General features: G+C 59.1%; 24 protein-coding genes and 1 pseudogene. 20 read left to right on the forward strand and 5 right to left on the reverse strand.

The window, feature by feature from the left end; all coding sequences use genetic code 11:
• The first annotated feature begins 26 nt into the window (after positions 1-26).
• On the forward strand, positions 27-1,595 hold the full coding sequence (locus ABJ076_RS10565) for a fused MFS/spermidine synthase (protein WP_348189921.1): 1,569 nt from the start codon (positions 27-29) through the stop codon (positions 1,593-1,595).
• Here the strand turns inward: ABJ076_RS10565 and ABJ076_RS10570 are convergent.
• Positions 1,585-2,553 (reverse strand): sulfurtransferase, encoded by a 969-nt coding sequence (locus ABJ076_RS10570; RefSeq protein WP_348189923.1) that lies wholly within the window; start codon positions 2,551-2,553, stop codon positions 1,585-1,587. The genes ABJ076_RS10565 and ABJ076_RS10570 overlap by 11 nt on opposite strands.
• A gap of 414 nt (positions 2,554-2,967) precedes the next feature.
• Here ABJ076_RS10570 and ABJ076_RS10575 point away from each other — a divergent pair, with 414 nt between their 5' ends.
• From ABJ076_RS10575 to ABJ076_RS10585, 3 genes are all read left to right on the forward strand, one after another.
• Positions 2,968-4,566 carry an MBL fold metallo-hydrolase gene (locus ABJ076_RS10575; RefSeq protein ID WP_348189925.1) on the forward strand — a complete coding sequence of 533 codons (1,599 nt, stop codon included), beginning with the start codon at positions 2,968-2,970 and terminating at the stop codon, positions 4,564-4,566.
• Between the two features lie 169 nt (positions 4,567-4,735).
• A complete protein-coding gene (locus tag ABJ076_RS10580) occupies positions 4,736-5,224 on the forward strand; it encodes a hypothetical protein (RefSeq protein WP_348189927.1) in 489 nt (162 codons plus the stop codon).
• A 19-nt stretch (positions 5,225-5,243) separates the two neighbouring features.
• Positions 5,244-5,843, forward strand: a complete 600-nt coding sequence (locus ABJ076_RS10585) for a ferric reductase-like transmembrane domain-containing protein (RefSeq protein ID WP_348189929.1) — start codon at positions 5,244-5,246, stop codon at positions 5,841-5,843.
• 29 nt (positions 5,844-5,872) lie between these two features.
• Here the strand turns inward: ABJ076_RS10585 and ABJ076_RS10590 are convergent, their stop codons facing one another.
• Complete coding sequence (locus ABJ076_RS10590) at positions 5,873-7,075, reverse strand: CoA transferase (RefSeq protein ID WP_348189930.1); 1,203 nt, start codon at positions 7,073-7,075, stop codon at positions 5,873-5,875.
• A 275-nt stretch (positions 7,076-7,350) separates the two neighbouring features.
• Here ABJ076_RS10590 and ABJ076_RS10595 point away from each other — a divergent pair, with 275 nt between their 5' ends.
• From ABJ076_RS10595 to fumC, 4 genes are all read left to right on the forward strand, one after another.
• Entirely contained in the window at positions 7,351-8,604 is a 1,254-nt protein-coding gene (locus ABJ076_RS10595; protein ID WP_348189932.1) for an MFS transporter, read from the forward strand.
• 151 nt (positions 8,605-8,755) lie between these two features.
• Entirely contained in the window at positions 8,756-9,148 is a 393-nt protein-coding gene (locus tag ABJ076_RS10600) for a DUF393 domain-containing protein (protein WP_348189934.1), read from the forward strand.
• A 7-nt stretch (positions 9,149-9,155) separates the two neighbouring features.
• Positions 9,156-9,866, forward strand: coding sequence for an SDR family NAD(P)-dependent oxidoreductase (locus tag ABJ076_RS10605; protein WP_348189935.1), 711 nt, complete (start codon positions 9,156-9,158; stop codon positions 9,864-9,866).
• A gap of 225 nt (positions 9,867-10,091) precedes the next feature.
• Positions 10,092-11,480, forward strand: a complete 1,389-nt coding sequence (fumC, locus tag ABJ076_RS10610; RefSeq protein WP_348189937.1) for a class II fumarate hydratase — start codon at positions 10,092-10,094, stop codon at positions 11,478-11,480.
• 58 nt (positions 11,481-11,538) lie between these two features.
• Here the strand turns inward: fumC and ABJ076_RS10615 are convergent, their stop codons facing one another.
• Positions 11,539-12,273 carry a YrhK family protein gene (locus ABJ076_RS10615; RefSeq protein ID WP_348189939.1) on the reverse strand — a complete coding sequence of 245 codons (735 nt, stop codon included), beginning with the start codon at positions 12,271-12,273 and terminating at the stop codon, positions 11,539-11,541.
• Positions 12,274-12,500: 227 nt separating this feature from the next.
• Here ABJ076_RS10615 and ABJ076_RS10620 point away from each other — a divergent pair, with 227 nt between their 5' ends.
• Positions 12,501-12,932, forward strand: coding sequence for a universal stress protein (locus tag ABJ076_RS10620; protein WP_348189941.1), 432 nt, complete (start codon positions 12,501-12,503; stop codon positions 12,930-12,932).
• 12 nt (positions 12,933-12,944) lie between these two features.
• Positions 12,945-14,492, forward strand: coding sequence for an alanine/glycine:cation symporter family protein (locus tag ABJ076_RS10625; protein WP_348189943.1), 1,548 nt, complete (start codon positions 12,945-12,947; stop codon positions 14,490-14,492).
• Positions 14,493-14,611: 119 nt separating this feature from the next.
• Here ABJ076_RS10625 and ABJ076_RS10630 read toward each other — a convergent pair whose 3' ends face one another.
• Complete coding sequence (locus ABJ076_RS10630; protein WP_348189945.1) at positions 14,612-15,010, reverse strand: RidA family protein; 399 nt, start codon at positions 15,008-15,010, stop codon at positions 14,612-14,614.
• 227 nt (positions 15,011-15,237) lie between these two features.
• Here ABJ076_RS10630 and ABJ076_RS10635 point away from each other — a divergent pair, with 227 nt between their 5' ends.
• Genes ABJ076_RS10635 through ABJ076_RS10660 form a run of 6 tightly spaced genes read left to right on the forward strand, consistent with a single transcriptional unit; the run spans position 15,238 to position 22,293 of the window.
• Complete coding sequence (locus ABJ076_RS10635) at positions 15,238-17,526, forward strand: bifunctional salicylyl-CoA 5-hydroxylase/oxidoreductase (protein ID WP_348189946.1); 2,289 nt, start codon at positions 15,238-15,240, stop codon at positions 17,524-17,526.
• Complete coding sequence (locus tag ABJ076_RS10640; RefSeq protein WP_348189948.1) at positions 17,523-18,269, forward strand: SDR family NAD(P)-dependent oxidoreductase; 747 nt, start codon at positions 17,523-17,525, stop codon at positions 18,267-18,269. The genes ABJ076_RS10635 and ABJ076_RS10640 overlap by 4 nt, the downstream gene beginning before the upstream one ends.
• Positions 18,266-18,724, forward strand: coding sequence for a MarR family transcriptional regulator (locus tag ABJ076_RS10645; RefSeq protein ID WP_348189950.1), 459 nt, complete (start codon positions 18,266-18,268; stop codon positions 18,722-18,724). Before ABJ076_RS10640 ends, ABJ076_RS10645 begins: the two co-directional genes overlap by 4 nt.
• Positions 18,721-19,533, forward strand: coding sequence for an enoyl-CoA hydratase family protein (locus tag ABJ076_RS10650; protein ID WP_348189952.1), 813 nt, complete (start codon positions 18,721-18,723; stop codon positions 19,531-19,533). Before ABJ076_RS10645 ends, ABJ076_RS10650 begins: the two co-directional genes overlap by 4 nt.
• Positions 19,533-20,672 carry an acyl-CoA dehydrogenase family protein gene (locus ABJ076_RS10655; RefSeq protein WP_348189954.1) on the forward strand — a complete coding sequence of 380 codons (1,140 nt, stop codon included), beginning with the start codon at positions 19,533-19,535 and terminating at the stop codon, positions 20,670-20,672. The genes ABJ076_RS10650 and ABJ076_RS10655 overlap by 1 nt, the downstream gene beginning before the upstream one ends.
• Positions 20,673-20,676: 4 nt before the next feature.
• On the forward strand, positions 20,677-22,293 hold the full coding sequence (locus tag ABJ076_RS10660; protein ID WP_348189956.1) for an AMP-binding protein: 1,617 nt from the start codon (positions 20,677-20,679) through the stop codon (positions 22,291-22,293).
• Positions 22,294-22,664: 371 nt separating this feature from the next.
• Here ABJ076_RS10660 and ABJ076_RS10665 read toward each other — a convergent pair.
• A pseudogene (locus ABJ076_RS10665) lies at positions 22,665-22,760 on the reverse strand (methyl-accepting chemotaxis protein); the annotation flags it as partial.
• A 293-nt stretch (positions 22,761-23,053) separates the two neighbouring features.
• On the opposite strand from ABJ076_RS10665, the gene ABJ076_RS10670 reads away from it, so the two are divergent.
• From ABJ076_RS10670 to ABJ076_RS10685, 4 genes are all read left to right on the forward strand, one after another.
• The gene (locus tag ABJ076_RS10670; protein ID WP_348189958.1) at positions 23,054-24,094 is read left to right on the forward strand and encodes a TRAP transporter substrate-binding protein; all 1,041 of its coding nucleotides are present in this window, start codon (positions 23,054-23,056) and stop codon (positions 24,092-24,094) included.
• A 71-nt stretch (positions 24,095-24,165) separates the two neighbouring features.
• Positions 24,166-24,750, forward strand: a complete 585-nt coding sequence (locus tag ABJ076_RS10675; protein ID WP_348189960.1) for a TRAP transporter small permease — start codon at positions 24,166-24,168, stop codon at positions 24,748-24,750.
• Positions 24,747-26,060 (forward strand): TRAP transporter large permease, encoded by a 1,314-nt coding sequence (locus ABJ076_RS10680; RefSeq protein ID WP_348189962.1) that lies wholly within the window; start codon positions 24,747-24,749, stop codon positions 26,058-26,060. The genes ABJ076_RS10675 and ABJ076_RS10680 overlap by 4 nt, the downstream gene beginning before the upstream one ends.
• A gap of 45 nt (positions 26,061-26,105) precedes the next feature.
• A complete protein-coding gene (locus tag ABJ076_RS10685; protein WP_348189964.1) occupies positions 26,106-26,870 on the forward strand; it encodes an SDR family NAD(P)-dependent oxidoreductase in 765 nt (254 codons plus the stop codon).

The raw sequence follows: 26,870 nt of genomic DNA on the forward strand, positions 1-26,870 counted from the left end.
CCGGCGCCGCAGAAAGCAGAGCTCCCATGTCGCTGATTATACGCTTGTTCCTAGCTGTTGTTCTGTTCCTCAGCTCGGCCGGCGGGCTGGTCGTGGAGATTGTCGCCGGTCGCCTGATCGCGCCCTATGTCGGCATGTCGCTTTACACCTGGACGGCGATTATCGCCGTGGTTCTTGCCGGCCTCTCAGCCGGGCATTGGATTGGTGGCCTCATGGCCGGTCCCGGTGTGGGCAGGCAAAGTATTTTTGGAAGGCTTGCCGGTGCGCTTGCCTTGGCCGGGGCGAGCAGTCTGCTTGCTCTTGTCTTGCTCAATGATCTGGCCGTAGGGCTTTTGTCGTCTGGGCTTGGTCAGGTGACCATTGTGGTTGTCCTCGCAACGGCACTTTTCCTGTTGCCGAGTCTGTTTGTCGGCATGGTCGCGCCGGTGGTGACCAAGCTGTCCGTCGATGCCAATCCGAACCGGACCGGCGCTGTGATCGGAACCATGTATGCCGTCGGTACGGCCGGAAGCATTTTGGGCACGCTCTCGGCTGGCTATCTCTTCATCTCCTGGATCGGCTCCAGCGGTACGCTGATCGCAGTGACAGCGTTATACGGGACCCTCGCTCTTGGATGCGCTCTGCTTGCCGGGCGTCGCCCGGCCCTCATCGCTGCCGTATCGATCGTGGTTCTTGGTCTGCCTCTCGCCGGGATCGGGATCGCCCGTGGAGCGTTCGTTTCCAGATGCACTGTCGAAAGCGATTATTTCTGCATCGTGATCGATGACTTTGCGCCCTATAGCGGACGCCCGAGCAATCTGATGGTGCTTGATAATCTGGTTCACAGCATCAATGACAAAACGGACCCAAGCCTGCTCTTCAGCCCGTACATTCAATTCGTTGACGAATTGGCGCGGCGTCGGTTCCCGCTTGATCTCCCCGGTGTGGATTTCTCCGCCTTCTTCATTGGCGGTGGCGGTTACTCCCTGCCGCGCTCCTGGGCGGCGACAATCCCCAGCGCGCGTCTGGTGGTCGCTGAAATCGATCCGGCGGTCACGGCAGCGGCGCGCGATCATCTTTGGCTGGACACTTCTGCAACCGGGCTGGAAATCCATCACCGCGATGCCCGTGCACTGCTGCAATCCCTGCCGCCTGAACCCAGGTTCGACGTGATTTTCGGCGATGCCTTCCATGACATATCCGTGCCGACCCATCTGGTCAGCCGCGAGTTTAATGCCGAGGTAGCGGCACGGCTGCGCCCTATGGGTTTCTATGTCGCCAATGTGGTGGATGGTGCGCGCAACCCGCTGTTTCTCGCGGCGCTTGTCCGGACGCTGGCCCTTGATTTCTCTGATGTCTCGGTCTGGCGGGAGATGGGGGAGGGCACCGGCGCTGGACCGGACGGCCGCGTAACCTATGAGGTCGTTGCGGCCTTGTCAGGCGTGCCGGAAAAAACGATCCATTCCGCCTTCGGGATCCGCCGTAGCTGGCAGCGGATCCCGATCGCGGATCTGTTGGATGCAGGAGAAGTCTCTGCTGTGGTTCTGACCGACGATTTCGCGCCGGTGGACCGGCTGTTGGCGCCGGTCCTGTTCTCGGGTGTGCCTACTGAGTGACCTGTGCCGTCTGTGGGCGCTCCAGCATAGAGTCGACCGGGAGGTCTGCGTCCGCTGACCACTCGACCATTGAGCCGTCATACATCTTGGCAGCACTGTTACCGAGGATTTCCTGAGAAACGAACCAGCCGAGGCTTGCCCAGTGACCGGTGTTGCAGAAGTTGATCTGCGCGTCATCGGTCTTGATGCCAGCCATCTTGTAGAGCTTCGCAATAGTTTCCTTGTCGCGGAATGTGCCGCCGTTCTGCGTCAGCCAGTTTTCCGGCAGGTTGCGCGCACCCGGGATGGTTCCCGCGCGCTTTGCCTTGGCATGTTTGTTGATGCCGAGGAACTGATCCTGCGGCCGGTTATCGACGATCACCTCGCCAGCTTCAGTCGCCGCGACCATGTCGGCTTTCGTGACCAGCATGTCTTCGCGCAGTTCCACGGTGAAGATCGTCGGCTCCGGAACGACCTCGCCTGTCTCCAGCGGGTTTACCGGTTGCTTCGTATCGGCGTTTATCTCCGCCGTGTAGGCTTTCATGCCGCCGTTCAGGATTGATACCGCGTCATGCCCGGCAACTTTGAATGTCCAGTAGATCCGCGTCGCCGTTCCCATATCGAGCGCCGTTTTTCCGGCCGGAACGATAACAACATGATCTTCGTTCTCGATGCCGAGATTGCCGATCGTGGTCTCCAGCGTCTCGGCGCTGGAAAGCTGGGCGATCGTGCCGTTTCCATCCTTCGTGCGCCAGCCGTCTTTAAGGTAGTTGGTCCAGACGGCGCCGGGTATGTGGGCTTTCCGGTAATCATCCTTGCTCGCGCCGGCGAGCTTGCCGCGGACATCGAGAAAGACGACGCCGGGTTTGCCGATATTGGCTTTCGTCCATTCGACGCTGACCAAGGGAGTTGCCGCCTGAGCGACCGCCGTCCCGTAGAATGCGATCAGGGCAATCAATGCTGTGACGATCGATTTCATTATCGTGTTCCGTTCTCTTGACCGGCGGTGAGAGCCGTGGCGCGTAAGCCGGGACTGAGCCTTTGTGGCCTCAATTCCGGTTGGGTGGCAAACACGGCAAGTCGGTGCCTGCAATCTTGAAAGTTCGTATCAACCGGACCGCTTCTTTCAGCGAGAGAGCAGCTGGCTGTGATGCGATAGATATAAAGTTCGTTCACAAACGCCTAGGTGTGGTTATGAAATTAGAATGAAACGGTCATATGTTTTGTGGTGTGTGGTGGATGCGTTCCCTGTCTTGGCTTTTTCTGGAACGGATCGTGTTGGCTGGTTTGTGCCAGAGTATCAGGCCACGGGAGCATGTTTTTCGTCCGCACGCTTGACGGCTTCGTCTGTTAATATTTTTTGGCTTGAGCGCGTTCACCGGAGTTTTATCAAATGATCCTGACATTCTGCGGCGCGGCCGGGACCGTCACGGGGTCGTGTTACTGGCTGCAAACGGACCGGTGCCAGTTCCTTGTCGATTGTGGAATGTTCCAGGGATCGAAGACCCTGAAGGAACTGAACTACGGGCCCTTTCCATTCGACCCTAAAGATATCTCCTTTGTTCTTCTGACCCATGCCCATATCGACCATTCAGGTCTTATTCCCAAGCTGGTCAAACAGGGGTTCGCCGGGCAGGTTTTTGCCACGAGTGGAACAGTCGATCTCTTGACCTACATGTTGCCAGACAGCGGTGGGATCCAGGAAATGGAGGTCGAACGGCTGAACAGGCGGAACGCGTGGCGCGGCCGTCCGGCGGTTACCCCAATCTACGGCAAGGAAGATGCGCAAGCTGCTCTCAGCTCATTCTCCTCTGTCGAATACGAAGAGTGGTGCGATGTCGGCAGTGGCGTCCGCGCCCGGTATTGGAATGCCGGACATATTCTCGGTTCGGCCTCTATCGAGGTCGAAGTGTCGTCCGGAGATCGGGACGCGAGACCGTCCCGGCTACTCTTCTCCGGCGATATAGGGCCAGACCATAAGCTGCTCCACCCGGACCCGGAAGCGCCCGGGAATTGGGACTGGGTCTGCTGTGAGGCGACCTACGGTGGGCGGCCACGTGTCGATGTGACACCTGAACACCGGCGTATTGTGCTTGCCGAGGAAGTTAACAATGCGCTGGAGCGGGGAGGTAATCTTTTGATCCCCGCGTTCGCGGTTGAACGAACGCAGGAGCTTCTGCTTGATCTGGGGGCATTGTTCGATCAGGGACGTATCCCTCCGGCGCCAGTATTCCTAGACTCGCCGCTGGCGATCAGGGCGACGGAGGTGTTCGAGAAGAATGCCTCCGATCTCGAGGATCTCCCTGCCGTTGGAGCCAGTTTCAGGCGCCCGAACATCCGCTTCACAGAGTCGGTCGATGAAAGCAAGTTGATCGCCCGGGTGAACGGCGGCGCTATTATCATCGCCGGTAGCGGCATGTGCGACGCGGGACGTATCCGCCATCATCTGAAGCAGAACCTTTGGCGCTCGAATGCGACTGTTCTGCTGGTCGGCTATCAGGCTCCGGGCTCACTCGGAGCGCTCCTCGCGAGCGGTGTTGAAGCTGTGACGATCTTTGGCGAAGAGCTTCGCGTGCAGGCTGCGATCCGGCAGATCGATGTGTATTCCGGACATGCTGACGGAGATGAATTGGTCGACTGGCTGACGGATCGGCTGCCTGTTAAATCTGCTATCTTCCTTACCCATGGTGAGGAAGAGGCTCTTGCGGCCATGCGTGACGGGTTGAAGGCAAAGGGTGTTGATCCGGAGCTGATCGTGATTCCACAGCTGGACGACGCCGTCGACCTGTCGGCCGATCAAGTGGCGATACGATTGAAGAGAAAAGCCGTGCGACTTGCTCCGGAAGCTGCTCGGGGGCTGGATTGGCATAACGACCTGGCGGAATTCTCTCTTCTGCTCAGGGAAAAGATGGAGACCGCCGCTGATGACCGCTCCCGGCGCAAGATCATGCGTCGGGTTGCGAGAGCTCTGGACGCCACAGAGCGGGAATGACTCCCTGATTTGGGCGAAAATCCTGTATCACGAAGCTGTGAGCGTCGGTTATCACATGCGCTGCCCGTCTTAAATGGGAAGTACTCGCGAGAGGGTCTGCAATCGGAGGTGGTCGTGCAAGGTTCCGACAATCAGACCAGTAACCACCACGTTCGTCTGGGAGGTTGATATGCCCATTGATCTGTTTACACGCCGTACACTGCTTGCCGCTGGCGGTGCCATCGCGGCGACCTGGGGTTCCGGCCTCATTGTCCCAGCCAGTGCGCAAGGTTTGGCACCCACACAGTCTATGCGCGGCGGCTCCAACAACTATATCCCCAACGCCCCGATCGTGGACCGGATCGGTGGCGGCGGTTTCTGGATGACGGGGACCGTCCGTCGGGCAGGAGATGGCGCTCCGCTTGCAGGTCAGCGCATCCAGATCTGGGCACATACGACCGAAGGGTATGAGAGCGATCCGCATAGTCACGGAGCCACTCTGACTGACGAAAACGGAGAATATCGGCTTGAGATGCCACAGATTGTTCCTGCCTTCGGTCAGCCACATGGCCATCTCGCCTATGACAGCGACGAATTCGAAACCGTATTTCTGCGTCCGGTCATGTCGAGCTCAAAAGATACCAGTTTGCGTGCGGATTTTGTCCTGAAGCCAGCTTGATCGGGGGTATTTGTTGGGGATGAGGCGGGGCCGTAAGACCCTGATCTGGGCCGGTCTTGCAGCCGCTATTGCGACGCCGGTCGCTGCGGCGGCGATGAGCCCGCTGCTTGCGTGGCGTGACCCAATCTACATAGCTGCAGGGTTCGCAGGGATCGTTGCGATGGCTCTCCTGCTTGTTCAGCCGTTGCTGATTGGTGGCTATCTGCCGGGCCTCCTTGGCCTGCGGGGGAGGCGCATCCATCGCGTGACAGGTCTTGTTCTCGTCATGGCGATTGCGATCCACGTTGCGGGCCTTTGGCTCACCAGCCCGCCGGATGTGATTGACGCGCTTCTCTTCGCATCTCCGACGCCGTTCTCGGATTGGGGCGTGATCGCAATGTGGGCGGCCTTCGGGGCAGCAGTTTTTGCAGCGTTCCGCCGTTCTCGCCGGTTGCGCCCGCGCATGTGGCGCCTCGGTCATATGAGCCTCGTAGCAGTGACCGTGCTTTGCAGTGTGATCCACGCGATCCTTATCGAAGGAACGATGGAGACCATATCTAAGGTCGCGCTGTGCACGCTGGTGGTTCTGGCGACACTGAATGTCGGCGCCGATCTGAGGATATGGGGCGTGCGGCGGTAGAAAACGGTGTCCCGGTCTCCAGTTGCGACTTACGTATTCACGCTATCGAGGATCGCGTCGATTTCGTCTGGCGTGCAGCCCAACTCCTCAAGCACCTCGCGAGTGTCCTGACCGACCGTGACGGGAGCCGTCGCCTCTTGCAGCGGGCCGTCCTCATTGGCCAGGAACGGCGCACCGATCAGGTCAGTTTTCTCTTCGAGACCGCTGCCGGAAGCGTCGACCAGAATGCCCCGGTGCGCGAGTTGGGGATCCGAGAGTGAAGTGTCCAGATCCCGTACCGCCTGAACCGCTACACCATGTTTCTTCAGGATCGGGAGCCACTCCTCTGTGGTGCGGGACTTCATGGCGGCTTGTATCAGCGCCAGTCCGGTTTTGAAGTTTTCCTGCCGCGCTGGCTCCGTGGAATAGCGCGAGTCCAGCAGGCTTTCCTCAAGTCCGAGCGCCCGGAAACACCCTTCCTGTTGCGCCGAGGTCAGGGTCGCCAGTAGCACGATCCCATCGCTGGTTTCGAAAGCGCCAGCCGTGGGTTGAGCTGTCGGGGAGCCGTTGCCGAGGAGGCCGGGGTGATTGCCGCGCATCATGTAGTCCGCCGCCTGGCAGGACATCATCTGAAGTGCCGTGTCGTACATCGCAACATCGAGATGCTGACCCTGGCCGGTGACCGCGCGCCGATATAGCGCAGAGGCGATCGCGTAGGCCGCTGAGATGCCTGTGGTCATATCTATCAACATGAATCCGACGCGGGTTGGTCCGGTCTCCGGGTGGCCCGTCAGGGTCATCATTCCGGAATCGGCCTGCACGGCGACATCGTATGCCCGCTCGCCGCTTTTCGGTCCGTTCTGGCCGTAGCCGCTGATCGAGCAATAGACGACATTCGGGTTGGCCGCACGCACGCTCTCGTAATCGATACCGAGCTTGGCCGCGACACCCGGAACGAAATTCTCGACCACCACATCCGCATTCTCGACCAATTTTGCTGCGGCGGCACGGCCTGCATCGGATTTGAGGTCGAGCGCGATGCTGCGCTTGTTGAGGTTGACGGTGAGGAAAGCGGGCGACATTCGCTTGGCCGCCATTTCTGGGTCCGTCAGAACGCCCCGTAGCTGATCGCCATCGCCCGTTGGCTCGACCTTGATGACATCGGCATCGAGCAGACCCAGCATCTGTGCCGCGACCGGACCCGACAGCACACGGCTGAAATCGATGACCCTTACGCCCTTGAACGCTCTCATGCGTCGGCTCCCTGCACGTCTTTGTATTTCGCAACTCTATAACCGGCATAACAAGGCCGATTGTTTGTTTCTAACTATGATGCATGGGTGGCGGTGAGTAGTCCCAATTTTCATAAAGCTATTATGCGATAAGAGGACTGGACGCCATCGGTCCGACGATCAAACTCTGTGGTGGAAAGACGCCGCTATGCGTCTCCCGATGTCTCGGTTACCGTCTTCCGGTGCCGCCTTTTCGGACAGCACCGAAACATCAATCAGCTTAGGCCGTTTATCGTATGAAGATCGCGTCCATTTTGGCGGAGCGTGAGGTCGACAGTCCCTACGCGTGGTTCCGCCTCTCGATGTCGCTGCTGATCAGTATGATCGGCGGTGTTGGCCTGTGGTCTGTTGTGGTCATCCTGCCGGCGTTGGAGGCTGATTTCAATCTGGCGCGGGCCGATGCGTCGTTGCCCTATACGATCACCATGATCGGCTTCGCGGTCGGCGGTATCCTTATGGGCCGGATGGCGGATCGTTTTGGCATTGTTGTGCCATTGCGGTTCGGCGCGGTTGCTCTCGCGCTCGGCTACGCGCTCTCCTCCCAAGCGGAAACGCTCTGGCAGTTCGCGATGCTTCAGGGGCTGTTGATCGGTATGCTCGGTAGCTCGGCCAGCTTCGGGCCGGTGATCTCCGACATCACCCACTGGTTCCGGCGCCGGCGCGGGATTGCGGTCGCTGTCGGCGCCAGTGGAAGCTATCTCGCGGGCACGGTCTGGCCGCCAGTGGTGCAGTATTTCGTCGATACGCAGGGCTGGCGCGACACGCATATGATCATTGCAGGCATTTGCCTCTGCACGCTGCTGCCGCTCTCCGCGGCGCTGCGCGAGCGTAGCCCCAGGGCATCTGTCCAAGAAACCGGCACATCGGCCGCGCCGGTTCCGGAGAGCTACGAAAACGCCTTGCCGCGCCCTGCCGTGCAAGGGTTGCTATTGGTTGCTGGCATCAGTTGCTGTGTCGCTATGGCGATGCCGCAGGTTCATATCGTCGCCTATTGCGGGGACCTCGGTTATGGCACGGCGCGTGGGGCGGAAATGCTTTCCCTGATGCTGGCGACCGGCATTGTCAGCCGTCTTCTGTTCGGCTGGATTGCCGACAAGATAGGCGCCTTGCCGACGCTTGTCCTCTCCTCCGTCATGCAGGGGCTATCGCTGTTGCTGTTTCTGCCTTTTACCGGCCTGTTCTCCCTCTATGCCGTCTCCGCCCTGTTTGGACTGGCTCAGGGCGGCATCGTGCCGACCTATGCCCTGATCGTGCGGCGGGTCTTCCCGGCGGCGGAAGCGGGGACCCGGGTAGGGCTCGTCCTGTCGGCAACATTGCTCGGCATGGCGCTCGGTGGCTGGATGTCCGGCAAGATTTACGACCTGACCCTGTCCTACGATGCAGCCTTTCTCAACGGCGTTGGGTGGAACCTGCTCAATATCTCTGTCGCTGTTTTCCTTTGGTTCCAGCTCGACAGGAGACGTCCTCTACGGGCAATCGGGACGGCCTGAACCAAACAAACGGGTTGAGCGCTCTGGAGCTCTCCGGTCCTATCTCATCCCATTGATGGCTTGGACTGGCAGGCCAAAAAAGATCCGCCGCTGAAGCAGCATCGTAAGACTCGTTGCGGCATAAGGGTCAAACCATCAAGCGAGGCGGAAATTGACAGATCAGGAAAGCAGAACAGTCGTCTTTTTTGACGGCTCCTGTCCTCTCTGCCGGTCTGAAATTCAGATGTACCGCCGCCAAGATGCGGCAGGAGCGCTGTGCCTTGTGGATGTGTCCGTTGACCATACCGGATTGCCCCCGACCCTCGACAGGGAAACGGCAATGAAGCGTTTCCACATTATCGGGAGTGAAGGACAAATACTCTCAGGCGCGGCTGCCTTCGTAGAGGTTTGGCGACAATTGCCTGGATGGCGATGGGTGGCGAGAATTGCAGCGCTACCGGGGCTGACGGCGTTGCTTGAATGTGGCTACCGTGCGTTCCTGCCGTTACGTCCCCGGCTCGCGCAGGGCGTTGAGCGCGCCCGGCACCTGATCCGGAAGGACTAGCACCATAATGCCCGCATTTGAATCCTTTGCGCCCGGCGGGGTGGCCGTGGTGATCGGAGCATCCGGCGGCATTGGCGCGGCTCTGGTCTCGCGCTTAAACGAGACGGACCGTTTCAAGACTATTCTCGGTTTCAGCCGCAGCAGTCCTGTTGCCATAGATCTTGCCGATGAGGCGAGCCTGGAACGTGCGGCAAAGGCGGCTGCGGCGGAAGGCGAGATCCGCCTGGTAATCGATGCGACCGGTTTTCTTCATCAGGGCGGCGAGGGGCCGGAGAAAACCTGGCGTGAGCTCGATGCGCAGAGGCTTGCGACTGCTTTTGCCATGAACGCAATCGGACCGGCTCTCATAATGAAACACGTTCTGCCGAGGCTTCCCCGCAGCGGAAAGACCGTGTTCGCGACATTGTCCGCGCGCGTCGGATCAATCGGCGATAACCGCCTCGGTGGCTGGTATGGCTATCGTGCCTCGAAAGCGGCACTCAACCAGTTTGTCCGGACGGCCTCCGTAGAGCTGGCACGCCGGGCTCCCGAAGCCATCTGTGTCGCGTTGCATCCGGGAACGGTCGATACTCAATTGTCTGCGCCCTTTGCAAAGCAGGGTCTCGACCTGCACAGCCCGGACGTTGCAGCCGCCGATTTGCTGACGGTTCTTGATCGTCTCAAGGCGGACGACACAGGCGGGTTCTTCGATTGGCAAGGCGCTGCCATACCCTGGTGAGAGTGTGGCGGGAAGATTCGGATAGCCTGGAATGAGATGCTCCTTGAGCGCGGCATACTTGCACATCTGCGCCATTGGGGGCATTTGAGGGGAAGACGATCCGCTGCTCAAGGCGGACAGGATCTGGGTCTATTGGACGCGAGAGTTTGACGCGGCGCATGGCCCAGGGAGCGAGGCTGGTCGGAAAATTTACCGAACCCACAGGGTGCATTCGGAGAGTCTTTCATGACCGATATACGTATAGAAACCGACACGATGGGCGAGATGTCCGTTCCGGCGGACCGTTACTGGGGCGCCCAGACCCAAAGGTCCCTTCAGAACTTCAAAATCGGCGGGGAACGCATGCCCGTCGCGCTGATCCGCGCATTCGCGATCCAGAAAAAAGCAGCCGCGCTGGCCAATATGGATCTTGGCAAACTTGATGCGGAACGCGGCAAGGCCATGGTGACGGCCGCCGACGAGGTGATCGGGGGCACGCTCGATGATCACTTCCCGCTGGTGGTCTGGCAGACCGGTTCCGGCACCCAGACGAACATGAACCTCAATGAAGTGATTTCGAACCGCGCTATCGAGTTGATGGGCGGCGTTGTCGGCAGCAAGCAACCGGTGCATCCGAACGATCACGTCAATCTGGGGCAAAGCTCGAACGACAGTTTCCCGACTGCAATGTCGATTGCCGGTGTGCTTGAGATCGACAGGGCTCTGCTGCCGGCGCTGCAGGAATTTCACTCCGCCCTACAGGCGAAGGCGGAAGAATTCTCAAGCATTGTAAAGATCGGCCGGACTCATCTTCAGGATGCGACGCCGGTGACGCTGGGGCAGGAGTTTTCCGGCTATGCCCGGCAGATCGAACTCGGGATCGAACGGGTGCGCGATGCGCTGCCACGTCTTATGGAGCTTGCCCAGGGCGGTACGGCGGTCGGCACGGGGCTTAATGCAGCACCGGGCTTCGCTGACAAATTCGTGGAACATGTGAAGGAACTGACCGGCCTGCCATTTACCAGTGCCGTGAACAAGTTCGAGGCGCTGGCCGCGCATGATGCCATCGTCGAGATGTCAGGTGTTCTCAATGTCCTGGCCGCGAGCTGCATGAAGATCGCGAACGATATCCGCATGCTGGGCAGCGGCCCCCGCAGCGGGCTCGGTGAGCTGCAACTGCCGGCGAACGAGCCGGGCTCGTCGATCATGCCCGGCAAGGTCAACCCGACGCAGTCCGAATCCCTGACGCAGGTCTGTGCCCAGATCTTGGGGAATCACACCACTATCACCGTCGCCGGTGCTACGGGGCACTTCGAGCTGAATGTCTTCAAGCCGGTGATGATCTTCAATCTGTTGCAGTCGGTGGCGTTGCTGGCTGACGGGGCACGCAGTTTCTCGACCAATTGCGTCTCCGGGATCGAGGCCAACAAGGAGCGCATCCAGCAATTAATGGAACAATCCTTGATGCTGGTGACGGCCCTCAATCCGCATATCGGCTACGACAATGCGGCCCAGATCGCGAAGAAGGCCTTCAATGAGGGAACAAGCCTCAAGGAGGCGGCAACTGCGCTCGGGCATCTGACCGCCGAACAGTATGACGAATGGGTCCGGCCGGAGAATATGGTCGGAATTTAACTCCCCTAGCTGAGAGTTCGTCTCGAGCAATTGGGCGTCGGCGGATATCCGCCGGCGCTCAGCTGTTCCTGGCCGCAACCATGGCTTCGCTCAAGATGGCACGGCGTGCCAGCAGCCAGGCGCGCCAATAGTTGAAGAAACCACCCACAACAAAAAGTGCGCTACCAACCACGAAAAGCCATGCGAGAAACGTGTCGAGGAGATGGCGGTCCGCAGAAGTTTGCAGGGACCAGAGATACGGTACTGACGCCACGCAGAACAGAACTGAGCCGACAACGAAATTGACCGCAGTCAGGTTCATGAGTTGCAGAGTGATGATGTTTCCAGTGAAAACAATTTGCAAAATATTGATGGTCGAGCCGAAAAGAAACAGGCCCGATCCAATGATGAAACACCAGGCACCGGCTTCGGTCCAGTCAATCGCCGACAGAAAAAAGGCGCTCCCGACTGTGAAAAGCACCGTGCCGGTTAAGTAGGCGGTGGCGGCCGAGAGATCGAACTTCCGGCGCAAGGAGGAGTCTTTCCGATCAGCGCGGCAATGGCGCATGACTTCTGCGAAATCATGCGCGGTCACGATCAGATAGAGTACTGAACCAAGCACAAATGCGGCGGCGCCGACATCCTGCCATGCCGAAAGCGTCGGAAAGAAAAAGATGCTGCCGAAAACAAATATTGCGCCGCCTAAAAGATAAACCACCGCGTTGATAGTTTCCCAGAGGAAGTGATGCCGCGCGTTTGCTTCCTTCCGGAAAAGCGCAAGGGAGCGTGGACGGTGCGCGAAAAAATGAGGCATCGAACGGCTCCAAATTTACAGGGAGGTATTGCGCGTTTTCAGCAGCTTGTGCGGGCAGGGTCAACAGCGGCTGCCAAAAAACCACCAGGACTCTTCGCGTTCCAGCGATTTCTTATCCGACGCTGGCCATCGGATTGAAGATGGACCCCTCTTAAAGCTTGTTTTAGTCTGGGGTATAAACAACCGGTGGGGTATCATTCCATTGGGGAAATAATAGGGGGACTAAAATGAAGCTGATTATTGGGCTTGATGGTCATGGTTCCGGTGAACGGGCTTTGACATTCGGGCAGAACTTAGCTGCCACCATGGGAAGCTGCGAGCTTCTGATTGTCTATGTGATTGAATGGTCGCCTTTTTCCTTTCAGACACCTGAGGAAAACGCCGAGCGCCACAAACGGCGAGAGGAAGAGATTTCTCTGGCGATGGAAAGGGTCATTACCCCGGCGCTTGAAGCCTTGAAAAAGGCGGGCATGAACGCTCAGGGAATGGTCCGGCATGGCAATGTAGCGGATACGCTGAATGCCATCGCGAGCGACGAGAAAGCAGACCAGATCATTGTCGGTCGAACTTCGGAAGGCGCGATTGCAAGCCGTATTTTTGGCAGCGTCACCGCGAATCTCGTCATGCATGCCGACGTGCCTGTCACGGTCGTTGCTTAGGAGGGGGCGATAATGAAAAAATTTAATCTGGGGGCGATCTTCGCATTGCTCATGGGGGTGACCAGCACCCCGGCGCTCGCACAGGAAGCCGAGAGCCTGGATGCGAAGGTCAATGCGATCTTTGCGACAGTCACGGGTCCGTTTGTCAGTCTTATTTTTGCACCCATTCCGGGGACCAGCTTTCCCTGGATTGTTATGTGGCTGGTGATCGCGGCGACGGTCTTCACGCTGTATTTCGGCTTCGTTCAGTTCCGCTTCTTCAGGCACTCGATAGAGTTGGTTAAGGGCGATTATGCTGATCCGAACGATGCGGGCGAAGTCAGCCACTTTCAGGCTCTGGCGACCGCACTGTCCGGAACAGTCGGTCTCGGGAATATCGCCGGTGTGGCGGTTGCCGTTGGAATCGGCGGTCCGGGCGCGACATTCTGGATGATCCTTGCCGGCCTGATGGGGATGGCTTCCAAGTTCACCGAATGTACGCTCGGCGTGAAATACCGGAACGAATATGCGGACGGCACCGTCTCCGGTGGTCCGATGTATTATATCTCCAAAGGTTTTGCCGAGAAGGGGATCCCCGGAGGCAAAATTCTGGCGGTCCTGTTTGCGATCTTCTGTGTCCTCGGCGCCTTGGGCGGCGGGAACATGTTCCAAGCCAATCAGGCTCACGCCCAGATATCCGGCATTGTCGGTGACTATCCGGGCTGGATTACGGGGCTGATCTTCGCGGCGGTTGTCTTCGCCGTGATCGTCGGTGGCCTGAAGTCGATCGCCCGTGTGACCGAGAAAGTCGTGCCGTTCATGGGCATTCTCTACGTCTTGGCCGCGATCGTCATCCTGATCGTGAATTACGATCATATCGGTTGGGCATTCGGCCAGATCTTCGAGGGAGCCTTCACCGGTCTCGGGATTGCCGGCGGCTTTGTCGGTGCTCTGATCCAGGGCTTCAAGCGTGCCGCCTTCTCTAACGAAGCCGGCGTCGGCTCAGCAGCCATCGCGCACTCCGCGGTGCGCACGAAAGAGCCGATTACGGAAGGCTTCGTGTCTCTGCTCGAGCCGTTCATCGATACGGTGGTGATCTGCACGATGACGGCCTTGGTGATCACGATCTCCGGTCAGCTTATCTCTGATCCGGCCACGGGCAACTACGTGCTCAATGGCTCGCATATCGCCACAGTCGACGGAAATACGGGCGTTGCCCTTACGTCCGCCGCCTTCGGCTCTGCTGTGAGCTGGTTCCCGTATGTTCTGGCAATCGCGGTCATCCTGTTCGCGTTTTCGACCATGATTTCCTGGTCCTATTACGGACTGAAAAGCTGGACCTATCTGTTCGGCGAAGGGAAGACGGCGGAGCTCGTGTTCAAGCTGATCTTCTGCGTGTTCGTGGTGATCGGCGCGGCCGCAAATCTCGGCCCGGTGATCGACTTCTCCGACGCGGCGATCTTCGCCATGGCGGTCGTCAACATCATCGGCCTCTACTTCCTGATGGGCGTCGTGAAGAACGAAATGACGTCTTACGCAGCGCGTCTGAAATCGGGCGAAATCAAGAAGTTCAAAGAATAGGCGGCATCTGTAACGCCGCATCATTTGGTAAAGAGAAGAGGCACCTGAAAAGGTGCCTCTTTTTCATGAGCGCATTTCGGTTGCCATAAGGAGCAAGCCTCAACAGCCAGAGCAGATTGCTATTCCGGCAAGACGGCAGTGGCCTCGATCTCGATCTTCGCCGCATCCTCGATCAAGTCTGCGACAACAACCATGGTCATTGCCGGGAAATGGTAGCCCAGTACTCGCCGGTAGGCCTCGCCAACGGCTTTCTGGTTGTCCAGATATTCCTTTTTATCGGTCACATACCAGGTCAGGCGGGTCAGATGCTCTGGACTGCCGCCGGCGGCTTCGAGCACTGCAAGGATATTGCGCAGGGCCTGTTCCATCTGTCCGATGAAGTCGTTGGTTTCGAAGACCTGTGCTCCGTTCCAGCCAATCTGCCCGCCAATGAACAGGACTTTCCCGCTGGCGAGAATTCCATTGGCATATCCTTTGGGCTTGGCCCAGCCTTCTGGCTGTACGGTGATCGTGGTCATCGGGTTTCCTCTGCATACACGCTGCTTCCTTCGTCTCTCCGCTCTATCGAGCAGGACGACCAAGGCTCATTCAGTCCGCGCTGTGACTGCTTCTCATGTCGGCATCATACGAACTTGGTTCAGATTGCTCCAGAAGAATTTTAAATTTGAAATTTAAAGCTTGAAGGATATTCTTTTCAGTGAAATCCTCTTAATACGTTTTGCGACTTTTGATGGAGCCACACCCCATGAAGATTGCATGTCTCGGCGGTGGGCCTGCTGGTCTGTATTTCGCCATCAGTATGAAATTGCAGGATCCGTCCCACGAAATCGTGGTGTTCGAGCGTAATCGCGCGGACGATACATTCGGCTGGGGCGTGGTGCTTTCAGATGAGACACTGGATAATCTGAAGGCGAACGACCCAGTCAGCGCTGAGGCAATCCGGGCAGAATTCGCCTATTGGGACGATGTTGCCGTTTATTATCGGGACGTTCGTACTGTCTCCACTGGCCATGGTTTTTGCGGCATCGGACGGATGAAGCTGTTGCTTCTGTTGCAGAAGCGCGCCCGGGATCTCGGCATCGAGTTGCAGTTTGAGGCCGAAAGCCAATCCGCTACCGATTATATGGATGACTATGACCTTGTGGTTGCGGCCGACGGGCTGAACTCCAGGACGAGAACCGAGTTCTCGGAGAGTTTCGAGCCGGAAATTGAAACGCGCGCCTGCAAGTTCGTCTGGCTCGGTACGCACCAGAAGTTCGATGACGCTTTTACATTCATCTTCGAAGAGACGGGAAAAGGCTGGGTCTGGGCGCACGCCTATCAATTCGACGGAGACACCGCGACCTTCATCGTCGAATGTTCCGAAGCAACCTGGGACGCCTACGGCTTCGGAGATATGACCCAGGACGAGAGCATCGCGGTTTGCGAGGAGATCTTCCGGGATCATCTTGGCGGCCATTCTTTGATGTCGAACGCCCGGCACCTCCGCGGTTCCGCCTGGTTGAATTTTCCCCGCGTGCTTTGCAAAAAATGGCATCACGAGAATGTTGTCCTGCTGGGCGATGCATCGGCTACGGCGCATTTTTCCATTGGCTCAGGTACCAAGCTCGCCATTGAGAGCGCGATTGCATTAGCTAACGTTCTGCACGAAGAGCCAACCCTGGACGCCGCTTTCACACGGTACCAGGAAGAGCGCCGCGTCGAGGTGTTGAGGCTGCAGTCGGCGGCGCGCAATTCCACGGAATGGTTCGAGCAGGTCGAGCGCTACCTCCATCTCGATCCGGTGCAGTTCAATTACGCGCTTCTGACCCGGTCCCAGCGCATCAGCCACGAAAACCTCCGGGTGCGCGATCCGGCCTGGCTCAAGTCGGCGGAGACCTGGTTCCAGGCCCAGACTGGCGCTTCAACCGATCACCGGGTGCCGATGTTTGCGCCGTTCAAGTTGCGCGATATGGCTCTCGCGAACCGTGTGGTTGTCTCGCCGATGGCCCAGTACAAGGCCGTCGACGGGTGTCCGACTGACTGGCATTTCGCCCATTACGCCGAACGGGCGAAGGGCGGCGCGGGGTTGGTCTTCATAGAGATGACCTGTGTCTCCGCCGACGGCCGGATCACGCTGGGTTGCCCCGGTTTCTATGCGCCGGAGCATGAGGCGGCGTGGCGCCGGCTGACTGAATTCGTGCATGCGGAGACAGACGCGAAGATCTGCGCTCAGATCGGTCATTCAGGACGCAAGGGCTCCACTCAATTGGGGTGGCAGGAAATGGACGCTCCGCTGCTGGACGGCAACTGGCCTCTGCTTTCCGCCTCTTCAATCCCCTGGTCGGCGCGAAACGCAGTGCCGAGAGAGATGGATCGGGCGGACATGGATGATGTGCGAGATGCCTTCGTCGCCGCGACCGAAATGGCGGCGCTAGCCGGTTTTGACATGGTCGAGCTTCATGCTGCTCATGGGTACCTGATCTCCTCCTTCATCTCGCCTCTCTCGAACCGGCGGACGGACAATTATGGCGGCAGTCTGGAAAACCGGATGCGCTACCCGCTTGAAGTGTTCCGTGCCATGCGCGCCGCCTGGCCGGAGGAGAAACCGATGTCTGTTCGTATCTCCGCCAATGACTGGGCGGGCGATGACGGGGTCACGCCGGAAGAGGCTGTCGAAATTGCGCAGATGTTCGGTGCCGCTGGTGTTGATATCGTTGATGTGTCTGCCGGTCAGACCTCTCTGGAAGCACAACCGGTTTACGGGAGGATGTTCCAGACACCCTTTGCAGATCAGATCCGAAACGAGGCTGGCGTGGCAACCATGGCCGTCGGCAATATCTATGAGCCTGACCATGTGAACTCGATCCTGCTCGCAGGCCGGGCGGATCTGGTTTGCCTGGCCCGTCCGCATCTTGCTGATCCCTACTGGACTTTGCATGCGGCGGCGGCGCTCGGAGACAAGGGAGCAGTATGGCCTGCCCCCTATCAGCCCGGGCGGGATCAATTGAACCGCTTGGCGGAGCGCGCCGATGTCGCGGCGGTGAGGGTATGAGTGTCGCGGGCAAAACGGTTCTGATAACCGGTGGCGGGAGTGGTGTTGGCGCTGATATGGCGTGGCAGTTCGCTGAAGCGAGCGCGCGTGTCATCATAACCGGCCGCCGTGCCGAGGCGCTCGACAGGGTGGTCTCGCGCCATCGTGCGATTTCTCCTTATGCTGCAGATGTGACCGACGAAGAGGCTGTAAATGCCTTGTTCAAGGCTGCCGGTCCTGTCGATATCGTTATCGCCAACGCTGGCATGGCGGAGAGTGCTCCTCTTGTAAAGACAAGTCTTGATGACTGGAACCGCCAGATTGCGGTCAATCTCACCGGCGTTTTCCTGACTCTGCGGGCTGGTCTCGCGCAGATGAAAGGGCGTGAATGGGGCCGGCTGATCACCGTCGCTTCAACTGCGGGCCTGAAGGGATATCCGTACGTTGCGGCTTACACCGCAGCAAAGCACGGGGCAGTTGGTTTGATCCGGGCAACTGCGCAAGAGACCGCGCGGACCGGTGTTACAGCGAATGCTCTTTGCCCGGGGTTTCTCGACACCGAGATGACCGAGCGTAGCATTGCCAACATCTCTGAAAAGACGGGTATGAGCGCGGAAGAAGCGAAGGCTCGTTTGGTTGAAAACAATCCCCAGCGCAGGTTGATCGCTCCGGGTGAAGTGAGCGCGGCTGCTCTGTGGCTTTGCGCTCCCGGCTCGGAGAGTATCAACGGTCAGGCCATTGCCATTGACGGAGGCGAGATATGAGCGAGGCCGAAGCGGGGGGCGCTCGCAAGGAAAGGCTCCGGCTCTGGCTTTGCCTTCTGCGCACGACGCGCTTCGTCGAGAATGCGCTGCGTGAGGAAATGCGCCTCGCTTACGGCCATACACTGCCTCGGTTTGATGTGCTCGCGTCACTTGATCGTTGTCAGGAAGGACTTCAGATGAGCGAGCTTTCCCAGCAACTTATGGTGTCCAATGGCAACGTAACAGGCATCGTCGAGCGTTTGGTCCAGGATGGGTTGGTCGAGCGGGCTGCTGTCGCGCACGACAAGCGGGCGACCCTTGTCCGGTTAACGGCTGTTGGCCGGCAGGAGTTCGCGGAAATGGCTGCTGCCCATGAGGGGTGGGTCAACGGGCTTCTTGCGTCGATCACGCCGGAAGATGCGGCGTTGGTTTCCGGGCGGCTGAAAGACATCCGAAATCAGGGAGACGGTTCATGACCGAGATGGCTGCTTTGACGCCGAAACATTTTCTCTGGCAGGTCGAAGACGGGGTGGCCACCGTCCGCCTAGACCGGCCGGACCGGAAGAACCCCCTGACCTTCGACAGTTATGCCGAACTCCGGGATACATTCCGCGCGTTGCCCTATGCCGACGATGTCGATGCTGTTGTCTTCGCGTCGAATGGCGGCAATTTCTGCTCCGGTGGCGATGTGCACGACATTATAGGCCCGCTCGTCGGGATGGATATGAAGGGGCTGCTCGCTTTTACCCGCATGACCGGAGATCTGGTCAAGGCGATGATCGGGTGCGGCAAGCCGATCATCGCAGCAGTTGACGGAATTTCCGTTGGCGCGGGCGCCATTATCTCCATGGCCGCAGACATCCGCCTCGGTACGCCCGAGGCTAAAACAGCGTTCCTCTTCACCCGGGTCGGGCTGGCCGGATGCGATATGGGGGCTTGCGCCATCCTCCCCCGCATCATTGGCCAGGGCCGGGCGGCCGAGTTGCTTTATACCGGCCGCTCCATGAGCGGAGAGGAAGGACTTGCCTGGGGATATTTCAACAGTCTTCACAGCGCGGAGGCCCTGGAGGCGGAAGCCCAGACCTTTGCTCAGCGTCTCGTTGCCGGTCCGGTCTTTGCGCATGGCATCACCAAGACCCAGCTGAGCCAGGAATGGAGCATGTCTCTGGAGCAGGCTATCGAATCCGAAGCACAGGCTCAGGCGATCTGCATGCAGACCCGGGATTTTGAGCGCGCTTTCCGGGCCTTTGTGGCTAAGGAAAAACCAGTATTCGAGGGCAACTGATGGCGGATACGAGTTTCCTTTCCTGGCCGTTTTTCGAGGACCGACATCGGGAATTGGCCGGCGTGCTGGAGGATTGGTGCGGGGAGTTCCTGCCGGTCGATCATAGTGATGTCGATGAGGCGTGCCGTGCGCTGGTTCGCGCTCTCGGCGATGGCGGAATCCTCGCGCTTAGCGGGGCGGATGACGGCGAGAAGCTGGACGTTCGTTCTCTTTGCCTGATCCGTGAGACGCTGGCCAGGCACGACGGTCTGGCCGATTTTGCTTTTGCCATGCAGGGGCTCGGGATGGGCGCCGTCTCGCTCTTCGGCACGCCGGAGCAACGGGAATGGTTGACGCGGACCCGGGCAGGAACTGCGATCTCTGCTTTCGCCTTGACCGAGCCGGCTTCCGGCTCCGACGTCGCCAACATTACCACGCACGCCCGCCGGGATGGTGACTGTTTCATCCTGAACGGCGAGAAGACCTGGATATCCAACGGCGGTATCGCTGATCTCTACACTGTCTTTGCCCGCACAGGTGAGGGCGAAGGTGCAAAGGGCCTATCGGCCTTTCTTGTGCCCGCGGATACGCAGGGCCTGGAAATCGCCGAGCGGCTCGAAGTCATTGCCCCGCATCCTCTCGCGCGGCTGAAATTTACCGAGATGCGGCTGCCTGCCGACGCCCTTATTGGTGCGCCGGGAGCAGGCTTCCGCATAGCCATGTCAGTACTCGACATCTTCCGCGCCACTGTTGGCGCCGCTGCTCTCGGATTTGCCCGCCGGGCGTTTGATGAAAGCCTGAAACGGGCAAGGGAGCGCGAGCTGTTTGGTGCCCCGCTTTCCGAGTTGCAAATGGTTCAGGGCCACCTGGCCGATATGGCGCTCGGCGTCGATGCGTCCGCTTTGCTGATCTACCGCGCAGCCTGGACCAAGGATATGGGCGCGTCTCGGGTCACCAGGGAAGCATCGATGGCCAAGCTCCATGCCACTGAGACCGCACAGCAGATTATCGATCAGGCGGTGCAGCTGCATGGCGGGGACGGGGTGCGCAAAGGCTGTATCGTGGAGAGTCTCTATCGGGAGATCAGAGCGCTCCGCATCTATGAGGGGGCGACCGACGTACAGAAAATAGTCATCGCGCGCCAGGCTTTGGGGGGTTAAGGCGATGCTGGGACCGAGCGGACACGTTGATAGTTTCACCCGGGATAATCTGCCGCCGCAGGCGATGCAGCCGGACTATCTACTTGAGGGGTTTCCCTATCCAGAGTTCCTGAATGTTGGCACGGCTTTGACTGACGACATGGTGGCCAAGGGATTCGGCGATAATGTCGCCCTGATCGGTAACGGTCGCTTGCGTACCTACAAGGAACTTACCGACTGGACCAACCGGCTGGCGCATGCGTTGGTCGAGGATTACGACGTGAAGCCGGGGAACAGGGTGTTGATCCGGTCCGCGAACAATCCGGCGCTCGTCGCCTGCTGGCTTGCTGCCACCAAGGCGGGCGCGGTGGTGGTCAATACCATGCCGATGCTGCGCGCGGGCGAATTGTCGGCGATCGTCGACAAGGCGGAAATCTCTCTCGCGCTCTGCGACACACGGTTGATGGATGAGCTCGTTGCTTGCGGCAAGCAAAGCAAATTCCTCAAGGCGGTCATCGGCTTTGATGGGACTGCCAACCACGATGCGGAGCTTGACCGAGCAGCGCTTGGTAAGCCGGTGCGGTTCGAGGCCGTTCGGACCGGCCGGGATGATGTTGCATTGCTCGGCTTTACATCCGGTACCACCGGGTCGCCGAAAGCGACGATGCATTTCCATCGTGACTTGCTGATGATCGCCGACGGTTACGCCCGCGAGGTTCTGGCGGTGACATCCGAGGATGTTTTCGTCGGCTCGCCACCACTCGCCTTTACGTTCGGCCTTGGCGGTCTTGCGATTTTTCCGCTCCGTTTCGGCGCGACTGCGACATTGTTGGAAAACGCTGCGCCGCCCAACATGATCGAGATCATCGAGACACATAAGGCGACCATCTGTTTCACGGCGCCAACCGCCTACCGCGTCATGCTCCGTGCTATGGAAGAGGGGGCAGACCTTTCCTCGCTCCGCTGCGCCGTTTCCGCCGGCGAAACCCTGCCTGCACCGGTTTTCGACGAATGGATGGAGAAGACTGGCAAGCCGATGCTGGACGGGATCGGCGCGACAGAGCTGCTGCATATTTTCATATCCAACAGGTTTGGAGATGCCCGCGCCGCATGCACCGGGCGGCCTGTGAACGGCTATGAGGCGATGGTGGTGGATGAGAAGATGAACGAAGCCCCGCGCGGCACGCCGGGCCGCCTTGCCGTCAAAGGGCCAACAGGCTGCCGGTATCTGGCGGATGACAGGCAGGCGAACTATGTCAGCAACGGTTGGAACATCACTGGCGATACGTTCATCCAGGATGAGGACGGCTATTTTCATTTTGCCGCCCGCAATGACGACATGATCGTATCAGCCGGCTACAACATTGCCGGTCCGGAGGTTGAGGCCGCCTTGCTTGCCCATTCACATGTCGCCGAATGTGCGGTGGTCGGCGCCCCGGATGACGGACGGGGGCAGATCGTCGAGGCTCATGTCGTTCTCGCTGACGGCGGAGAGCCGTCCGACGCTGAGGCCGAGTTGCTGAAAGCGCACGTCAAGGCGACAATCGCTCCCTACAAATATCCGCGTTCCATCGTGTTCACGAACGCTTTGCCGAAGACGGAAACCGGGAAAATACAGCGCTTCCGATTGAAGGCGAAGTAGGCACAGCCGCTCCTAATCAATGGCTTTTGAGGACGCTCACAGTCATCTCGTGCGACGGTACCGCCGGCGACGGAGTGACCTACCTGCTGAATACAGAGAGTTTGCGGCGCTGCGGTCTTTGCTACGGGGCGTCGTCGAGAACGATATGACGTCCTGTATTGAGCGTATGAAGCCGGGCGAAATCAAGAAGTTCAAACGTTAGTATCCGGACACACCATCTAAAACAGGAGGCACCTTCATAAGGCGCCTCCTATTGTTCATGTCTGCAGAAACACGATGCACTCTCGTGTCCGTTTCTGTTCTCGCGTTACGCGGCCTTGACCCCAGAAAGAAATCTCTGCACCTAGGCGCGGAGCTGGTCGGCCTTGATATTCAGCAGTAGCCTTCATGGTCTGGGTCGAGAGGTTTTTCACTTCTGATGCAAGCACAGCAAATCCCTTGTCGGTCTCGCCAGCGCGTGCCGCCTCCTGTGGTCCGACGGTATCCAGAGTTTCGCTTGCGCCGGCTTGACTCTCGCCGGTCATCAATTTGGGGCTGTTACTCACTTTGCCTTTGCGGCCGGACAGTATGCTGCGCCGAGCGCCCTTCCGCGGAATTTATAAATCAGCATACTCCGGATAGATCTTGTTCGCTCAAACCCAATCGTTCGGTAGGCGCTGTACATAGAAACAGTTACAGATCAACAATGGTTATGTTACATAACTAATCGGAAGAGAGGCGAAAAAGCCTCCGCCGACATCGGTCATCAGGGGAGGAAACCATGACCTTTATTCACGTGAGCCTTGCAAGGGCGGCCGCGGCGCTCGCCGTGCTCGTCTTCAGCATAGGTGTTTCCGCTGCGGCGGAAGTCACCTTGCGTATGCACCAATTCCTGCCGGCGCAGGCCAATGTTCCGAAAAACGTCCTGTATGTCTGGGCCGACAAGATCGAGGCTGAGTCCAATGGGCGGATCGAAATCCAGCGCTTCCCGGCCATGCAGCTCGGCGGCAAGCCGCCGGAACTGATTGACCAGGCCATCGATGGCATCGCTGACATTATCTGGACTGTTTCCGGCTACACGCCCGGTCGTTTTCCGAAGACCGAGGTGTTCGAGCTGCCCTTTACCATGACCAACGCGGAAGCGGTCTCGCGCGCTTATTGGGAGCTTGCCGAGGAAACCATGATGGACAGCGACTTCAGCGCCTTCAAGGTGCTGGGCCTGTGGGTTCATGGTCCCGGTTTGATCCACTCTAAAGCGCCTATCAGTGCGATCAGCGATCTGAACGGGGTCAAGCTGCGGGCGCCGACCCGCGTCACCAACATGCTGTTCGGCGCGCTTGGTGCAACCCCGGTCGGGATGCCTGTGCCCGCCGTGCCGGAAGCGCTTTCCAAGGGCGTGATCGACGCGACCGTGATTCCTTGGGAGGTAACCGGTGCGCTGCGCGTTCCGGAACTGGTGCATAACCATACCGATTTCGGCGATGCGACGCTCTACACCACAACCTTCATTTTCGCGATGAACAAGGATCGGTATGACGGTCTTCCGGACGATCTGAAGGCCGTGATCGACAAAAATTCAGGTCTCGAATTCTCGGCCTTTGCCGGAGCCCAGATGCAACGGGATGACGGCCCGGCCCGGCAGGTGGCCATCGACATGGGTAACAACATCATCACATTGACACCCGCGCAGGTCGATGCTTGGCGCAAGGCCGCCCAACCAGTGACTGAAAGCTGGATCAAGGAGATGGACGGCAAGGGGCTTGATGGTACTGGCCTCAAGGCCAAAGCCGCCGCCCTGATCAAGAAACATACGGCGCAATAGCCGCATTGCCCTGGGCCGTCTCAGACGGCCCGGGGCAAGCTGTTCTTGTTTTCCTTTCCGGAGTTCAAACCATGGCTGTCCTCGCGACACGGCTGGCACGCTTCATGGCATTGCTCGGTGGCGGCGTGCTGTTGGCGCTGATCGCGATCACCTGCGTCAGCGTGCTGGGCCGGGGCCTCAACACGTTCGGTCATAGTGCTTTGCTTACCGATCTGGCGCCTGGCCTCGCGGAAGCGCTACTGGCGAGTGGTGTTGGCGCTGTCACCGGCGATTTCGAGATCGTTGAGGCCGGAATTGCCTTCGCGATTTTTGCTTTCCTGCCAATCTGCCAGCTCAAATCCGGACATGCCAAGGTCGACATTTTCACCGACCAGCTTCCGGGCGGAGCGAACCGCGTGCTGGTCGTTCTCTGGGAAGTTATCCTGACGCTGGTTGTCCTGTTGGTTGCCTGGCGGTTGTTCGAGGGTTTTCAGAGCAAATTCCGCAACGGTGAGACCACTTTCCTTCTGCAATTTCCAGTCTGGTGGTCCTATGGCGCGAGTTTCGTCGCCTCTGTCGTCGCCGGCCTGATTGCGCTTTATGCGGCCGGGGCCAGAGTCGCCGGGCTGCTGGCCGGCCGTGATATCGCGACCCTTGAGCGGAGCATCAGACAGTGAGCCCCCTCGAACTCGGTTTCTGGTCCTTTCCAGTCCTGCTGGTCCTGATTTTCCTGCGCGCGCCGATTGGTCTCGCGATGTTTCTGTGCGGCATTGGCGGGCTATATTTTTCGACAGGTGGCAGCGCCATGTTCATGGCCAAGCTGAAGTCGGAAACCTACTCGACCTTTTCCAGCTACTCGCTGACCATTATCCCGATGTTTCTGCTGATGGGGCAGTTCGCGACCGCATCCGGTATGTCTACGGCTCTGTTCAAGGCGGCGGAGAGCTGGCTGGGCCATCGCCGGGGCGGGGTTGCCATGGCAGCGGTCGGAGCCTGTGCCGGGTTCGGTGCGATTTGCGGCTCGTCACTGGCGACGGCGGCCACCATGAGCAAGGTCGCCTTGCCTGAGCTGAAGCGGTATGGCTATTCCGGTGGTTTCTCGACTGCGACCCTGGCGGCAGGCGGCACGCTCGGCATCCTGATCCCGCCTTCCGTGATCCTGGTGATCTACGCCATCCTGACAGAGCAGAATATCGCCAAGCTGTTCGCTGCCGCCTTCATCCCCGGATTGCTGGCAGCTGCGGGCTACATGATCACGATCTCGCTCTATGTCCGGCGCCACCCGGACGCGGCGGGTACGCGAGAGCCTGTCCCCTATACGGAACGTTTCAGCGCGTTGGTCAATGTCTGGCCGGTGCTGCTGGTCTTCGGGCTGGTTGTTGGCGGCATCTATCTCGGCTGGTTCACGCCGACGGAGGGCGCGGCGGTCGGTGCGGCGGGCACGGGTGCCATCGCGCTGGCGCGCAAGGCTCTGAGTTGGAGTTTCCTCAAGGAAAGTATCATCGCCACGGCCCAGAATACCGCGATGATCTTTTTCATAATCCTCGGCGCCGCGCTCTATAACGGATTTCTGGCGCTCAGCCAGGTGCCGCAGGAACTCTCGGCCTGGGTTGTCGGGCAGGGCTTCAGCGCCTGGACCGTGCTGACACTGATCCTGCTGTTTTACCTCGTATTTGGCTGCCTGATGGACAGCCTCTCGATGATTTTGCTGACCATACCGATCTTCTTTCCGGTGGTCAGCCAGCTCGATTTCGGCATGAGCCCGGAACATATGGCGATCTGGTTTGGCATTCTGGTGCTGATCGTGGTCGAGGTCGGACTGATCACCCCACCTGTAGGGATGAATCTTTTTATTATCAATGTGATAGATCGGGAAACGCCGATCAGCGAAACCTACAAGGCGGTGCTCTGGTTTGTCACTTCCGACATTGTCCGAGTGATGCTTCTGGTGCTGTTCCCGTCGATCACGTTGTTCCTTCTTTACTGAGCGGGCGAAAGCAAAGCGCATGAACATGCAACAGGAATTGAAATCATGCTGATCGACGGTAATGCAGCACTCGTGACTGGAGGCGGAAGCGGCCTCGGCGCCGCGACGGCGCGTTATCTGGCCGCGCAGGGGGCGAAGATCGCGATCCTCGACTTTGATGCCGTTCGGGGCGAAGAGGTTGCAGGCGAAATCGGCGGCCTGTTCCGGCAGGTCGATGTCAGCGACGCGGACGCGGTCGGCGCCGCGATCGACAGCATTGCCGAAGAACTTGGCGCCGCGCCGCGCATTGTCGTGAACTGCGCCGGGATCGGCACGGCCGCGCGGATTGTCGGCCGCGAGGGCAAGCTTTCCATCGACGTGTTCGAGCGCACGCTGCGGGTCAACCTGTTCGGCACCTATAATGTGATGAGCCACGCAGCCCGGCACATTGCAGAACTCCCTCCGCTCGAAGGCGGCGAGCGCGGCGTGATCGTGAACACCTCCTCGGTGGCTTTCGAGGACGGCCAGCTCGGACAGGCGGCTTACGCCGCGTCGAAAGGGGCGATTGCCTCGCTCTGCCTGCCGGCGGCGCGGGAGTTAGCCCAGTTCGGTGTCCGGGTCGTCGCCATCGCGCCGGGTCTTTTTCAGACCCCGATGATGCAGGGATTGCCGGAAGAGGTGGCGCAAAAAATCGCCGAAAACATTCCGTTCCCGGCCCGGCTTGGGGAGCCTGAGGAATATGCACTGCTCGCCGGGCAGATCATCACCAATCCCTATTTGAACGGCACGGCCATCCGCCTCGATGGCGCGGTCCGGCTGCCGAAGCGCTGA

This window comes from Nisaea sp., from assembly GCF_039990255.1.
Classification (GTDB): Bacteria; Pseudomonadota; Alphaproteobacteria; order Thalassobaculales; family Thalassobaculaceae; genus Nisaea.